This is a genomic window from Bacillus cereus group sp. MG20 (assembly GCF_040459885.1).
Lineage (GTDB): Bacteria > Bacillota > Bacilli > Bacillales > Bacillaceae_G > Bacillus_A > Bacillus_A cereus.
Genome location: NZ_JARVHF010000001.1, coordinates 532,246 through 546,873 on the forward strand (window position 1 = coordinate 532,246; position 14,628 = coordinate 546,873).

The following is a 14,628-nucleotide window of genomic DNA, read 5'->3' on the forward strand; positions in this document are numbered from 1 at the left end:
TTCAATCCGCCTTTAGGCATAGGATAAAAGTGTCAACTTTCCGTAGAAAAGTAAACGTCAAGTAACTCCAAAATATACAATAAAGGTTGATTTTAGAGTTACTTTTCCACATTGGAATATCTTATCTTATTCCCCTTTTTCGGTGGATGGGCACAAACACCCTAATTCTAGAAATTCATCAGTTTCCATAAAACCAAACTTTTTATACACTGATCTACCCATTTTTGAAGCCCCAAGCCATATTTGTGAGATACCTGAAATCTTAACTTCATCAACTAATCAACTAATTGCTTTTTTCTTAACTCGACCAATTTATCAATATCATCGATATTTGCTTTGCGATATTTCAACTTTTCACAACTCCTTTATAAAATTACAACTGACCAGCCCCATAGCATAATTAATTCTCATCATTTTACCATTGGTTCTTATTAAACTAAACTGCCATTAAGTTATTCGGGGTATTTGCTCTTCTTTGCTTGATAGCCATATGTGTACTACCACGAATAGAACGATACCTTTTATATATTTTCTTTCGTAATATTAACCCCATATTCCCTATAAAAATCTAAAATTACAGATGCATTCATACCCAAATCTAATAAATTTTCCGGAAAGTAAATTTTAGCATCCGGAACCACAATATCAGATGTTTGTAAAATATTCTCTGCTTGGACAGCTGCTCCTAAAGCAGTAAGATGTGTCTGTCCTAACGGATCTGATATGTTCACACATCGTCTATGCAATACACCATTAGCATCATAACCTTTAAGGTGAATAACTATGTTATGTGCACTTCCACTTCCGGGTTTATAAAGAATATTTTTTCGTAAGTCATTAAATTTTTCTCCACTGATCAGTTTCCAAATTCCTGTATTCACCAGAGAAACCAGTCCATATGTAGATATTTTACTATCAAAAGCAATCCGGAAGTTAGCCGAAACAGCATGAATTGATTCTGGCAGGGTTACGTGATCAGGAGTATCCAAACGATAACATTTGGTTATATAACCGTTGGGAAAGCGGACTTTGATTGGATCAGTCATTGGATAAGCCTGTCGCATTCCCTCTCGAGCTTTGACTTCAAATGGAATCGTTAACCGGTCCATATATGCTGTTGAATTTGGTCCCGCTTTGTCTTGAAGAGAATATAGTGCGTTGATATCAACCGTAACCTCTTGAAGTTCTTTTGAATACATTTTAGCAAAAAGAGCTGCTGTCCCTCCCATCCACCCTGAAGCTAATACAACAGGGGATTGGACCTCAACATTTTTTAATCGATCAATAGAACTCTTAAAACGTTCAGTCCAACGAGTAATGTCAACCAATGGAATTTTTTTTTGAACTGCAGATAGAAGTAGTCTATCTTGCGGGTCATTAACCGCATTAACAACTAATGTGAAATTATCATCCAAATTTCTTAACGGATCATCTAATGTGTTGTCTACAGTGACTATTTTTACTCTATCTGATTCAAAAGGTAACGCTTTCCCTAAAGTTCTTCCTCCTAATCTAATTTCCAAATCAGGATGTCGATCATGTAAAATTTGAGCAATTTGACTACCAACAACACCATACCCACCAACAATTAATACTGTTTTCTTATTCATCTGAAACCTCCATTTTAATTAGTGTGAGATCATATGTTTAAATGATTAAAAACTTAAACCTTTTAACATAATGTCGCTAAAAAAAGGGACAAAAGCTGTCCCTAAACTATAAATGAGTACCTAATTCTTACATTCATCTTCAACTAAAGAAACAAGTTCTTTTAAAAGATTTATTGTTTCATAAAATTCAAGACAATAATACATTTCAGTGCCTTTTTTCTGAACTCGAAGTAACCCTGATTGTTTCAATATTTTCAAATGATGAGATACAGTAGGTCTTGACATGGGAATATGCTCCGCAATTTGTGTCACATTCAAGCTATCTTTATCAATTAAAAGCGATACAATTTGCTGACGAGTTGGATCTCCCAACCCTTGGAAACATGGTCTTAAATTTTCTAAAATATGCATTACTTTATCATTACAGTTCATTTCGCTAACATTACCTTCCGTTTAATAATTTAATCATTTAAACGTATTATAAATTACATTGCTATCTAATGCAATAAAGAAGTAGCACCAACTTTAATTATAAATATTGAAAGTTTCATAAACAGCCATTATCAATTTTCCAGATTTGTAAGAATGTCAGTTCTTTTTTCTGTAACAATTGTCAAATTTATTCCAGCTATAACCAGGACAAACCCACGAAATTTACGAAGCTTATATCGGATTGTATCAAGAGCTTTCAACTCAAGTAATCCTGCTTCGCCTGTTTATCCTCCTACAGAAAAACGGCGAAAGTTCCACTGTTATGAAAAAAAGAAAGTCTTTAATATTTTAGATGTTGCCTATAATTGTACTCTGTGTCACAAGAAAACAGCATAGCAATAAATAAAATGGCCTAACTTCTCATAAATGACTGTTGTAGTGATATAAAATTTTCGTTATGGGGGTAATTTAAAATATTAACTTGATAGCTATGTGGCGGGACCCCAAACAGTAAGATTTTATTTCAAAGACACAACGATCTTACTACACACTTTTTATTTATCCCACACTCTCATCTGCTAATATTACTATTTTTTATTACTAATGTTGCCGTTTCACTCGGATGGCTAAGAGGAAAATGATGGCCATATGGAACAAAATCAACCTTACCAAGATGCGATGGAGCAGAATAGCCTCTGTCATAATCCCCCCAAATAATGTGAAGGTTATACTTTGTTACTTCATTGAAATCACCTTGATTGTTTTTCAGTAGTAAACTGTTAAGCTGAACCGTAGTATTTAAAATTCTAGGAGAAGTAAAACTGTTTCTTATTTTTTCAATATAATGTTCAGGGATACTCTCGATACTTTCAAACAAACCATTACTTAATAAATAACGCCCTATCAAATTAGTAGTTGCCAATTTTAATGTCCATTTGTTCATAAATTGAGGAACATTTAACAATTTAGCATTTTTTTTAACAACAGGTGGCTGAAGTAAAGTGATTGAATACTTCTTATCTATGTACTCTTGTACCAATGCTTCCAGAAGAATAAACGCACCGAATGAATGGCCAATTAGATGTGCACCATTCGTAGCTTTCTCCAATAATTTTTTCACTACATTCAAATAGATATCTAGAAGATTTTTCTCCAGTTTAAAAGGAGAGCGTCCCAAACCTGGAAGATCCAAGATCCATACAGGTTGACCAGTTTTTTCATGAAGCTCTTGTGCTAAAGGAAATAAATCCTCTCCATCACTCAATAAACCATGTAATAATATAAACGGTTTACCCTCTCCTTGTAATTGGTAAAGGGTAGTGTTATCGCATAATGTTCGTTTAAATAATTGATTATGTTGGCCATTTTGATACATCATTCGATAATCCAGATCAGCTACTACGGCAGGGAAAAATTTCATTACATTCGTCTCCTTAAACCAATCTCCTCCCATAATTTTCTTCGCTGAAACATTTGAAAATTTTCGTTTTGTAATAAAATTCAGTCCATCAGAAGGAATTTTTGTTATTTTACTTCCTCCACTATTCATAATTGCTTTCATAAGTGGCATTGGGACAGAGATTTTTGGTGCCCTCATATTCATACTTTCCGACATAATACTTAATAATTCAGTAATGTTCTGATCGTGCTGTTTGTCTTCAACAAGTGTATATGTTTGAATAGTCGGTTGCTCCAATCTGAAAACCTGCACAATAAACTTCACAAGCTCATCGTTTGAAATAAGTGGTAACCTATATCCCTTACCTCCAGGAATCACTGGCATGAGCCCTCTTCGCATACTCATCACAAGCAAACCTAATCCTGCTATCTGCTCTGTACTCCCTGTTTTACTACTACCGACTACAGTTGGCGGATTAATTACAGAAAGCGGATAACCTACTGCTGATGCCTGCTGACGGATATAAAGATCTGCTAAAAATTTTGTTCTCTCATATGGATTTTTTATTTTCAAATAATTGTTTCCTTCTTTAAACACATCAATTGCAATCTTGCTATTTTTATCATCAAAAGGACTCATATAACCTACAACATGAATAAATTGTTGCAAACCCTTCAATTGATGAATACTTTTAGCTAATTCACTAATATATTTGGCGCCATTTAAAAATACGGAAGCTGCCTCTTTACTTGTCGCTTGAATATCCATGGGGCCTCCTGCGTGAATAATCACATCCGTTTTCAATACCCTCTCCTTATCTTCAGCACTTAGACCTAAATCTATTTTCGTCAAATCACCTTCAATAAAGTGCATAACTTCCTTTTTTAAGATGCCTCTTTCTTGAAAAAGGCGTGTTGCTTTATTTTTCGACCTCACTAAAAGAAGAATTTTAACATCCTCTTTGGCTAATTCTTTTACTAATTGCTTTCCAATAAAGCCTGTTCCACCAATTAAAAATAGTGTTCTCATATAAGATCTCCTTTTTAGTACTAATCAGTACTAATTTGATGTAAAAAAAATGCTTCTTTTATCGAAGCAATTTTAAAAAATAATCTGCTGTTTTCGTGATTACAGTTGCATCCTTCAATGTTTCTGAAATAAATAACGCTCCTTCAAGATTTGTAATAAAAAGTGATGCAACCTCATCAATATTAATCGTATTTCTAAATTCTCCATTCTCTACCCCTTGTTTAAGTAATAGAGAAACTTTCTTTTGTAATCCTGTAAAAAAAAGACCTATTTTTTCTTTTATTTGCGTGGCCTGTTTAGGACTTTGAATATAAAGAGTAATAAATGGACAGCTCCCCTTATACTCTCTCGACTGAACTCCTTGTGATAATTGCTTTAAAAACAGTTGGATACGATCTTCAACTAAAAATTGGTTCTGAGAAAGTATGTCATCAATTGCAGATTGATACATTTCAATCCAATAATCAACGACCCCTTCTAATAATACTTCCTTATTAGAAAAGTGATAATACACATTAGACTTTGAAACTTTGCTTACACGTACTAATTCATCCATACTTGTATAAGCAAACCCTTTTTCTAAAAATAATGTTGCAGCTACTTCAATCACACGTTTTTGATTCATTAATTTTATCTTTGTCATAACTAGAACTATATAGTACTAATTTAAATATTGCAAGTATTTATGTTAATTTTTAAAAAAGTTTGATTAAAAAAGTTCCACTAACATTAATTTTACTGCAAAAAAATCTTATTTTGAATAAAGTTGAACTGAACCCCGAAATTGTTCATTCACTATCGTCTAATAGAGGTCACCATACATGTCCATTAACTTAAGAAAAAGAAATGCCCCCAAAACGAAAAAATGAGCTATTTTTACAAAGCACCTTTAAAACAATTACATTTATATATTAAATTAATATAAAATAGATGCAAGAAATGGAATTTGGGTTACATGCACATAATGTAAATCAATCTACAATATATTCAACTGTGGGTACAGAAAAAAATACTCAAGGCTTCCCTTCTACTCAGGGAAAAGAAGCTACTAATGATTTAGCTATCAAATTTGATATTCGGTCATCAGAAAAAGAAGAAAAACAATCTAGTGTCAAATTTACTGAAATGGATTTATGGAAAATATTAAGAGATAAAGGTGTCCCCTTATGGATTATTATGGAGATGCTAAACAAGTTCCGTGCTGATAAGGAGAAGGAATCAAACTAAACTAAAAATAACTCTCCAACTGATGTTACTAATACTATTGAATTAACTAATGAAACAAGATTAGATATGGTACTGTAGGTTTTTAGTACTGATAGCTCATACTTTTAAAGAAAAAACCTTACAGAAATATTCTGCAAGTTTTTTTCTCTTATTTGGAGCCGGCAAACCAAATAAATTTTAGTGAACATTATTACATCAAAAAGGTTCTTTATCAAAACATGTAGAATTAGCACGGATGCAGGTTTATATAAATGAAGAGGTGATTGTGTTGGATTATTTAACAAAATCAAAAAATTCATCAACAGGTTTGAGAAGGTATTTGGAATTCTATCCGTTAACTTCATTTTTTTTATGGCATATGTTTTCTCGTGGGTTGTATTAATTCCATTTATCTTGTCACAATGGGGTATTTTCCCGAAAACAAAAATGTTTAATCTTTTCTTTTATGCCAATGCATTTGTAGGTCCTATGCTAGCAGCATGTATCATGATCCGAATTCTTGAAGGCAAAGAGTCATGGAAAAAAATTAGAAACAGCATTCTAACTACTAAGGTCGGTTTGAAGTGGTACTTTTTTACCCTCATCGTTATCCCCGCTGCAATGTTTCTGGGTATGGTAATAGTAAATGGAGAGATACCTACTTTCCGTGACCTTAATTTTGAATTTTTTATAACCTATCTCTTCTCTTTTATAGCAATTTTCTTTCTCGGTGGGCCTTTACCCGAGGAAATCGGATGGCGTGGTTTCGCTCTGCCTCGATTACAATCGAAATTTGGACCGTTAAAAGCTACTTTACTACTTAGTGTTTTGTGGACTTTCTGGCATCTTCCACATTTCTTAACGGCTGCACAAAAGGGTGGCCCGGGTTCTGACCTTTCTCTCCTATATATCCATTTGCCAATTTTTATTTTACTATGTTTGCCGATCTCAATCATTCTTACTTGGAGCTATAACTGCAATCACGGTAATTTATTTATTGTCATACTAATTCATGCGAGTATAAATACGTTTAGTTTAGCACAAACTCATTCCACCAACCCTGTTATAAAGAATACGGATATATTTGTAGTGATAGGATTGGGATTTGTCGCTTTACTTATTCTTATTTTCACACGAGGTAATCTGGGGTATAAACAAACTTTTAATGAAGTAGAGTTCAGTAACAATGAAAATATAAGTAAATAGAAACAAAAATCATAGAATAATAGGTTGATGACAATAGTGTACCGCCACACTGCTATCAAGTTAACAATCATATTCTTCTCCAAAACAAAAAACATTATTCTTTATTCAAAGTGAAATATAATTGTTTGCAAAGAGATTCTCCCGATACTTGGTATCATATACCTTGGATAAATTAGACAGAAAAATAGAATCTTTTCAACAGGAAAATAATTTATAGTGGATAAAATATATTTATATTGATATTGATATTGATTATAATAATGTTTTTTGAATTGTAACTTTAAGGAGGCGTTGTCGATGAGAAAATATTTCTATTTGATTGGGCAAAAAAACAAGAGGATAACGTATCACTAGCCCATAAACTATGTGCTTCCTCTTCAATATTGGAAGGAGAGTTTCAGATTGAATAAGATTTATTTAAAGGCTATTGACAAAAGTAATTGGGAAGAAGCAATTACACTTTCTGTTACAGAAGAACAACAAACATTTATTGCATCCAACCTTTATTCTATCGCAGAAGTTCAATTTCTAGATAATTTCTATGCAAACGGTATTTATCTTGATGAAAAAATGATAGGATTTACTATGTTTGGGATAGATCCTGATGATAATAATTATTGGATTTATAGACTTATGATTGATAAAAAATTTCAAGGGCAAGGTATAGGTAAACAAGCTATACCTCTGGTAATTGATAAGATAAGAAGCAATAATAACCCAAACATTTCTAAAATAATGATTGGATATGCTCCTGAAAACCTTACAGCTAAATTTGTATATAAAAAAGCAGGATTTATTGAAACTGAATTATCATCTTGGGGTGAACAGTTAGCTAAGTATTCCTTATAAGCACTTGAATTTTGTACATTAACTTTTAGACTTATTAAAGAAAAGAGTCTGATATTATAGTAATGCAGATAGGAAATAATTAAACTTTTTTCAAACACGATTTTTTTCTATTCTTAATGGTTCTAATATGTAAATAAAAAGTAGGAGGAGCCTATCCTAACAGACTCCTCCTTAAAACAATCATTCTATACATGTTAGAAATAAATTCATTTTACTAATAATGAATATTCACCGTTTTTATCATCGAATTTATATACATTTAAATAATATTTACCTGGTTTCGCTGTGAATTTCCCCTTTATAACATTTCCTTCATTTTCACCACAAGCTACATAATTTTGCATGTCTGATTCATGATAAAGTACCCATGTCATCCCAATATTTTGTTCATTTACCACAGAAATATCTACTTCTTTTGGATCTGTAACATTAAACGTATAAACATCTGTTTGATCAGGAGTAATCAGATTTCCTTTTACAAGCGTATTAAACGGGAGTACCTTCTCCTCTTCATGGGATTCACCTGTTTGCGGATCTTGTTTTACAGTAACTTTGTTTGTTCTTTGCTTTCTTTTCCCCTACTATCTTTTACTGTTAGTTCCACAGTGTATGTTCCTTTTTCTCCATATACATGGGTAGGATTTGCTCCTGTACTTGTTGTATCATCTCCAAAGTTCCATAGATAAGAAATAACTTTTTCATTTTCACTTTTTGTACCATCACTATGAAATTGAATCTCTTCATTTACTATCCCGCTGTATGGTCCATTCATATTTACTATAGTATTTGTTTTCAAATTTAGTTTTCGCAATTTTAGTGTATTTGTTAACAAACTCTGTTTTTGCTTCAGTATCTTTCCTTAACAACAAATAAGACGCTAGCTAGATTATGTCAGCACCTACAGTAATTTCCATACACTTAATCAAAATCATTTATCCTCACTTTATTTATTCCTTTGTTTCCATACCCCATTCTCTTTACGATAAGTATTCTTGCCATCCATGAAGTCAACTGTATTACCCGGAATGCTATATTTCTTATTCTTTTTCTTAGCCTTCTTCTTCTTCAGTCTCTTCTCTTCTTGAATAGCTTGCAAATCCGCCTTCCATTGTTTCAACAAATCCTTTTCACGTCGCATCAAATTTGTACCCCTTGGATTAAAATGTGAACTAAATAATTAGATTCTACCTATTTTATTAAGATAAATTACTTTTGAAAATAGAATAAACGTTAACATATTGTCAAGGTCAAATCATTATTGTTGTTATTTTTTAATAACCGAATATCAAATTTGCGTCGCATAATCCTCCACTGGACAATCACATTCGGGACCCTTTAAATAGACTTCATATAGTGGAGCAACTATCAGAATATCTATTATTCTTGATCCATTCTTCTAGTGCCATATAATCGTAACCTATATCGTCATAACTCCCATGATGTAAGGTAGTAACAATTTGATGCTGATCTAGCTTTTTATCTCCCAATCCCGCGATACATTTCCAGTGTTATCATATATAATTGGAATTCTTAATTCAATATCATTGTGGTTCGGAATATACTCTTCATCATAGAAAATGGCAGATGGAGAACCTACTATTTGAAAATCACTCATTTGTACTCTTTTATATAAGAATTAAAATGTTCATCCATATCATTAATATCGATTTGTAATCTTTGCGTTATGACACTTATTTCACTCCTCTTTCCAATTAATATATCGTAGTGTCTACGTTGGAGTGAAATGAGATCTATGTTCCTATTTATCATTTCACTCATTTCAGAAATAATCTGTAAATGTTGTCTCACTTCATGAGATAACTCCATAATTTGCAATTTCATATATTTGATGAGTGAACTTTGGTCTGATGAATGAAGAATTATTTTCATCAAAACACTTTAGAGAAAAATGATAAATACCAAAATTAAATTTATAAAAATACATAACATATTGAAGAAGTATGAAAAACGAAACTGTCGATTTACCTTCACTTTCTAATTATATGCAAACAGTACTGAGAGGAATTTTTGATGAAAATAACTAATTTAGATGGAGAAGCTACATCATTTCCAGCACTACTTAAAATCGTTCAAAATAAGAAATCTTATTATGACTTTAAATGGGGAGAAGTTAAAGATCCAGCAAAAGAAAATACTTGGAATTGGATAGCCTTCTTCTTCACGTTATTTTGGATAGCATATCGAAAAATGTATAAACTTTTCTTTCTCTTAGGACTACTACAAATTCCATGGTTTATTATTTTCCATCTAATAGATATCCCATTGTGGGTAGACATAGTCTTATATTTAGAATTTTGTTTTGTTGTAGGGTGGAACGGTAATCGTTGGTATTTTAAGCACGCTATACAAATTCTAGGAAAAGTGAAGAGTTTACCTCAAACTCAACAAGACCTGTATTTACGAGCAAAAGGTGGCACTCACATTGAAATTATGCTATGCCTCAATCTATTTTTATTATCATTTCTTTACATTATGGACATAAAGTTAGCATATTTACCAACCCAAACAAATGTGAAAAATGTTGTACGTTGGAGTGAAGAAGGAGAGACATTAGAATCCTTTACCACTAACTCGAAATGGAAGTATATAAAAAAAGAAGGAAAACATTATGTAGTTGAATTTACAGGTTATGATAATAGTGAAAAAGAACATGTACAAATAGTTTTCTATGTATATTTAGAAAAACAAAATTATGAATGGCACTATGTTTACATTAATAATAAAAAGTTAAACAAAGATGATGAAAAAGAGTATAAAAAAGAAATTGAAGAAATTTCGTGGTATTAACGTACAACAGCTCACTATTATATAACTCTGGAGATAGAAATATCATATGTATTTTTTAGCACGGCTAATTACATGGTAATTATCTATCGTTAAACTGAAGCTATGATATTAAAGAAAAGTCCATATATGTTTTATTAAATGTATTTCTATTTTTTGAATTCATTTATGCGATTTTTTTATCAAATGCTTCTACATTAAATGCCCCATTCTTTTATTTGAAACATCTTTAACATATACAAGATAAAAAAGCTTATTCTATCTCACGTATTAAATCGAATACACGTATTTATCAAAAAAATCCTAACCCTGATTATTTTCAAGATAGCAGAATCAAGAAAGGTACAGAGTATATCCAGATAGATATGGAGGTTTTAATGAGCTCTCTTCAACCAGGACAAACATATGAAATATCCGACGCTTATGTAGGAATGACTGATAAAGTCCCAACTCGTGTGATTGTTCATCGGCTAACAAAAGAACAACAACAAAAACGATTACGTGATCAAGCTATACGAGAAAAAAAGAAAGGAATGACGTATTCTCCTCGTATCAAACGACTTAGTGGTATCAATGTATATATGACAAACGCCTCTACAGATATTGTCTCGATGGGACAAGTACATGATTTGTACTCTTTACGTTGGCAAATCGAGATTTTATTTAAAACATGGAAATCATTCTTTTATATTCACCATTGTAAAAAGATAAAACGAGAAAGATTAGAATGCCATTTGTATGGGCAACTGATCGCCATTCTCCTCTGTTCTTCTACTATGTTTCAAATGCGTCAATTACTTCTTATGAAAAAGAAACGAGAGCTGAGTGAATATAAGGCCATATATATGATTAGAGATTATTTTTTTCTTATTTATCAAGCCATACAGAAAGACACCCAAGAATTATCAAAGATTCTCATTCTCCTGTTCAACCTCCTACAGCAAAACGGGCGGAAATCTTATCGATATGAGAAAAAAACGGTCTTTGATATATTAGGTGTCGTTTACAATTGTACCATGTCTGATAATCAAGCCGCTTAATTCAAAAAAGTGAAACCCGTTAAGGTTTATTTCGTATGCAAATCTTTCAATCACCTACACTTGCCCTTTAGAAAAAGAAACAATTTCGCCTAAAATGGACTTTGCATAAGCTTAGCTTGATAGCGATGTGGCGGTACCTCATATAAAGAAATTTTAAACATCTTAATCTGCCTTTCCTTTATGTAAATATGGGAATAACGAAATTACCCCAAGGATAGCTAAACAAGCTCCAATCCATAGCGGAGATACAAAACCATATCCTTTACTGATCCCAATACCACCTAGTGACGAACCAATAACAATACCTAGCGTAATAAAAGAACTATGAACGGTATTTATCATTATGCCATTACTAGCTGTCTTCATCACCCTCGCAACCATAGCTGGATTCAATGCTACACCAGTTAAACCAATAAAAATCGTAGAAATCACTGCAATGTATTTATTCTCTGCACTTAAAGCAAATAAAGACAACGCTATGATTAATATAATTAATCCACCCGTAAGTATTTTCATTGTAAATTTATCAGCGAACTTGCCAATTATTATATTCCCAATTACCGTCGCACTACCATAGAGAGCAAGTAAATATGGAATACTTGCACTTGAAAACCCTGTAACATTTGTAAAGATAGGAGTGAAATAACTAAATGCTGCAAACGTACCACCAATAATGAACATACTTGTTATATACGCTGCCCAAAGATGAATATTCTTAAATCGCAGAAGTTCGTCTTTCCAATTTAATTGCTCTTTATTTGAAGAGGATGGTAACAACCGTTGAATCATAATCCCTGATACTAGCACAAGAACAGAAACAGCCCCAAAACTAATACGCCAGCCAAAATATTGCGAAATAACGGTCGTTATAGGTAAACCTAATACAGTTGCGAACATTAAACCTGCAAGTACAATTGATGCAGCTTTTCCCCTTGAATCAGAGTGAACCAATGTCGCAGAAAAGGAAATCGCAACTCCAAAAGCTGAAGCTGAAGCAATACCAGTTATAATACGTGAAATCATCATAATATCATAGTTCCAAGCGATAGCTCCGAGCGATTGACCAATTAAAAATATGAACATTAAAAACAATAATGCTTGTTTGCTGCGCATTCGTAAGAGGATTGCAGTTAAAATGGGGCCTCCTATTACCATTGCTCCTGCATAAGCTGAAATTAAATACCCAATAGATGATACAGGAACCTGGAATGCAAGAGCAAGTTCATTCATCATACCTGCAACCATAAATTCTGATGTAGTCATACAAAAGATTGCTAAAGCTAATAAATAAATAATCGATGGCATAAAAACACTCCTTATTCATTATTGTAATGATCGGTACAAAAATAGTGCGAAAAAAGAGCGCACTAAGCGCCACAAATAGACTCTATTGTTCCTTTGATAACTTGTTCAGACAACATCCGATTTTGCATCGATACATTAAGAACACGGAATCCGTAATAACTGCTTAAAAGCAGACTAGCTAATTCCTCAGCTGATTGCTTCTTTGAAATTTCACCTGTTTGCAATCCTTCCTCCATCACTGTTTCAATAGCTTGTTTAAGAAGTTCAACATGCTTCGAGAAAATTTCTTGTACCATTAAATCGTTTTTAGCACGTTCTATACTGGCATTAATTAATAAACATCCTTTTTGATCAATATTCTCAAAGTCTTCTTTCAATGCCCATTCAAAAAAATTACTTAATCGTTCTTTAACTGGAATTGAAGTATGTAACAATTTCCTTTGTTCCCTAATCCCAATTTCATGGTAGCGTTCTAATACTTGTTTATACAGTTCATGTTTACTACCGAAAGTATTGTATAAACTTCCTTTTCCAAGTCCTGTATCACTGCATAAATCTTGTGTAGAACACCCTTCATATCCTCTTAACCAAAATGTTTTCATTGCAACATCTACAATTGAGGAATAATCAAACTCTCGAGGTCTGCCACGTTTATTCAATCGTATCCCCCTCCCATTTTAAAGATAACATTAATAGAATACCCCTTTTTGTACCACACGGTCAATAATTTATTTTATTGTTACTGTAAAATAAAATTTGATTATTTTAGATTACGAATAATGAAAAATAGCCCCCTTATTCAAATTGCCTAGCGAAAAAATCACGTTTTAATAGACTTCTTTATCATCCCTACCTTTCTATAAATTACTAGTTATGAAACAAGGATCGTTTCATAACTAGTAATTTACTTGATTATCTTGATGGGTATGGAGTAGTGCCCCTATAAACAAAACCCACCAGAAACATCTAAAACCTGCCCCGTTACCCAGCGGCTATCAGAAGAAGCAAGGAATGCTACTGCATCTGCAATATCTTCAACTTGCCCTATTCGTCCGAACACAGATGAATTCGTAGCAAAATTTCGTATTTCCGGATCATCTAGCAATTTTGCATTGATATCTGTCTTCGTATATCCAGGCATAATTGTATTCACTGTTATACCTCTTTCTCCAAGATGTTTAGCTAGAGGCAGTGTCATCGTATTTAATGCACCTTTACTTAAGCCGTATGCAATTGAGCCTGTAAAACCAAGTCGTACTTCAGCTGATGAAATGTTAATCACACGGCCCTCTGCTCGTATTAATGGTAATGTTTGCTGAATTAAAAAGAATGGTGCTTTAATATTCACAGACATAATTTCATCAAAAACTTCTTCTGTCGTATTTTCAATCGTTCCTTGTGTACCTATCCCTGCATTGTTTACTAAAATATCAATCTCTGATGTACCAACTTTTATTTGTAATTCATTCTTTAACTGTTTTACTAGCTTTTTGACACCATCAATTGAATTGAGTTCAGCTTCAATTAAGAACGCTTTTCCTCCATTAGATTCAATCTCACTAATTGTTTCATCTGCAGCTGTTTTATTTCGGCCGTAGTGAATCGCAACTAATGCTCCATCTTTCGCCAATCTCATCGCAATCGCACGGCCAATTCCGCGACTCGCTCCTGTTACTAACGCTACTTTTCCATCAAGATTCTTCATTTTTTCCATCCTTCCTAAATTTCCGTTTGATAAAAACCTATA

At 32.8% G+C, this 14,628-nt stretch carries 10 protein-coding genes and 6 pseudogenes; 5 read left to right on the forward strand and 11 right to left on the reverse strand.

Annotated features, from left to right (window positions below; translation table 11 throughout):
- Positions 1-126 precede the first annotated feature (126 nt).
- The 5 genes and pseudogenes from QCI81_RS27150 to QCI81_RS02825 form a co-directional block, all read right to left on the reverse strand.
- Positions 127-279: pseudogene (locus tag QCI81_RS27150) on the reverse strand (GNAT family N-acetyltransferase); the annotation flags it as partial.
- Between the two features lie 242 nt (positions 280-521).
- Positions 522-1,610: a saccharopine dehydrogenase family protein gene (locus QCI81_RS02810; protein WP_071731943.1), complete on the reverse strand. Its 1,089-nt coding sequence runs from the start codon at positions 1,608-1,610 to the stop codon at positions 522-524.
- A gap of 120 nt (positions 1,611-1,730) precedes the next feature.
- Positions 1,731-2,042 (reverse strand): ArsR/SmtB family transcription factor, encoded by a 312-nt coding sequence (locus QCI81_RS02815; protein WP_050845349.1) that lies wholly within the window; start codon positions 2,040-2,042, stop codon positions 1,731-1,733.
- Between the two features lie 571 nt (positions 2,043-2,613).
- Positions 2,614-4,470 (reverse strand): alpha/beta fold hydrolase, encoded by a 1,857-nt coding sequence (locus QCI81_RS02820; protein ID WP_071731942.1) that lies wholly within the window; start codon positions 4,468-4,470, stop codon positions 2,614-2,616.
- 58 nt (positions 4,471-4,528) lie between these two features.
- Positions 4,529-5,095: a TetR/AcrR family transcriptional regulator gene (locus QCI81_RS02825; protein WP_043924681.1), complete on the reverse strand. Its 567-nt coding sequence runs from the start codon at positions 5,093-5,095 to the stop codon at positions 4,529-4,531.
- Positions 5,096-5,409: 314 nt separating this feature from the next.
- On the opposite strand from QCI81_RS02825, the pseudogene QCI81_RS02830 reads away from it, so the two are divergent.
- The 3 genes and pseudogenes from QCI81_RS02830 to QCI81_RS02840 all read left to right on the forward strand — a co-directional run bounded on the left by QCI81_RS02830 (position 5,410) and on the right by QCI81_RS02840 (position 7,731).
- Positions 5,410-5,775 (forward strand): annotated as a pseudogene (locus QCI81_RS02830) (DUF3914 domain-containing protein).
- 157 nt (positions 5,776-5,932) lie between these two features.
- A pseudogene (locus QCI81_RS02835) lies at positions 5,933-6,882 on the forward strand (CPBP family intramembrane glutamic endopeptidase).
- 402 nt (positions 6,883-7,284) lie between these two features.
- Positions 7,285-7,731: a GNAT family N-acetyltransferase gene (locus QCI81_RS02840; RefSeq protein ID WP_053564032.1), complete on the forward strand. Its 447-nt coding sequence runs from the start codon at positions 7,285-7,287 to the stop codon at positions 7,729-7,731.
- 206 nt (positions 7,732-7,937) lie between these two features.
- Here the strand turns inward: QCI81_RS02840 and QCI81_RS02845 are convergent.
- From QCI81_RS02845 to QCI81_RS02855, 3 genes and pseudogenes are all read right to left on the reverse strand, one after another.
- Positions 7,938-8,524 (reverse strand): annotated as a pseudogene (locus tag QCI81_RS02845) (PKD domain-containing protein); the annotation flags it as partial.
- A 150-nt stretch (positions 8,525-8,674) separates the two neighbouring features.
- Positions 8,675-8,869: a hypothetical protein gene (locus QCI81_RS02850; RefSeq protein WP_023522421.1), complete on the reverse strand. Its 195-nt coding sequence runs from the start codon at positions 8,867-8,869 to the stop codon at positions 8,675-8,677.
- A gap of 147 nt (positions 8,870-9,016) precedes the next feature.
- Positions 9,017-9,621 (reverse strand): annotated as a pseudogene (locus tag QCI81_RS02855) (GyrI-like domain-containing protein); the annotation flags it as partial.
- A gap of 141 nt (positions 9,622-9,762) precedes the next feature.
- Between QCI81_RS02855 and QCI81_RS02860 the strand changes: the two are divergent.
- Together QCI81_RS02860 and QCI81_RS02865 are read left to right on the forward strand one after the other, a co-directional pair.
- Positions 9,763-10,539 carry a DUF2628 domain-containing protein gene (locus tag QCI81_RS02860; protein WP_071731940.1) on the forward strand — a complete coding sequence of 259 codons (777 nt, stop codon included), beginning with the start codon at positions 9,763-9,765 and terminating at the stop codon, positions 10,537-10,539.
- A 230-nt stretch (positions 10,540-10,769) separates the two neighbouring features.
- Positions 10,770-11,576, forward strand: a pseudogene (locus tag QCI81_RS02865) (IS4 family transposase); the annotation flags it as partial.
- 162 nt (positions 11,577-11,738) lie between these two features.
- On the opposite strand, the gene QCI81_RS02870 reads toward QCI81_RS02865, so the two are convergent.
- The 3 genes from QCI81_RS02870 to QCI81_RS02880 all read right to left on the reverse strand — a co-directional run bounded on the left by QCI81_RS02870 (position 11,739) and on the right by QCI81_RS02880 (position 14,586).
- Positions 11,739-12,881, reverse strand: coding sequence for an MFS transporter (locus QCI81_RS02870; RefSeq protein ID WP_001139228.1), 1,143 nt, complete (start codon positions 12,879-12,881; stop codon positions 11,739-11,741).
- 62 nt (positions 12,882-12,943) lie between these two features.
- Positions 12,944-13,540, reverse strand: a complete 597-nt coding sequence (locus QCI81_RS02875; protein WP_053564030.1) for a TetR/AcrR family transcriptional regulator — start codon at positions 13,538-13,540, stop codon at positions 12,944-12,946.
- 281 nt (positions 13,541-13,821) lie between these two features.
- Positions 13,822-14,586, reverse strand: coding sequence for an SDR family oxidoreductase (locus QCI81_RS02880; protein ID WP_053564029.1), 765 nt, complete (start codon positions 14,584-14,586; stop codon positions 13,822-13,824).
- Positions 14,587-14,628 lie beyond the last annotated feature (42 nt).

Excerpts from the sequence above, each read along its gene's own strand:
- QCI81_RS02825 (WP_043924681.1), bottom strand. The coding sequence starts at position 5,095 with ATGAATCAAAAACGTGTGATTGAAGTAGCTGCAACATTATTTTTAGAA.
- QCI81_RS02860 (WP_071731940.1), top strand. The coding sequence starts at position 9,763 with ATGAAAATAACTAATTTAGATGGAGAAGCTACATCATTTCCAGCACTA.
- QCI81_RS02850 (WP_023522421.1), bottom strand. The coding sequence starts at position 8,869 with ATGCGACGTGAAAAGGATTTGTTGAAACAATGGAAGGCGGATTTGCAA.
- QCI81_RS02815 (WP_050845349.1), bottom strand. The coding sequence starts at position 2,042 with ATGAACTGTAATGATAAAGTAATGCATATTTTAGAAAATTTAAGACCA.
- QCI81_RS02870 (WP_001139228.1), bottom strand. The coding sequence starts at position 12,881 with ATGCCATCGATTATTTATTTATTAGCTTTAGCAATCTTTTGTATGACT.
- QCI81_RS02880 (WP_053564029.1), bottom strand. The coding sequence starts at position 14,586 with ATGAAGAATCTTGATGGAAAAGTAGCGTTAGTAACAGGAGCGAGTCGC.
- QCI81_RS02820 (WP_071731942.1), bottom strand. The coding sequence starts at position 4,470 with ATGAGAACACTATTTTTAATTGGTGGAACAGGCTTTATTGGAAAGCAA.
- QCI81_RS02810 (WP_071731943.1), bottom strand. The coding sequence starts at position 1,610 with ATGAATAAGAAAACAGTATTAATTGTTGGTGGGTATGGTGTTGTTGGT.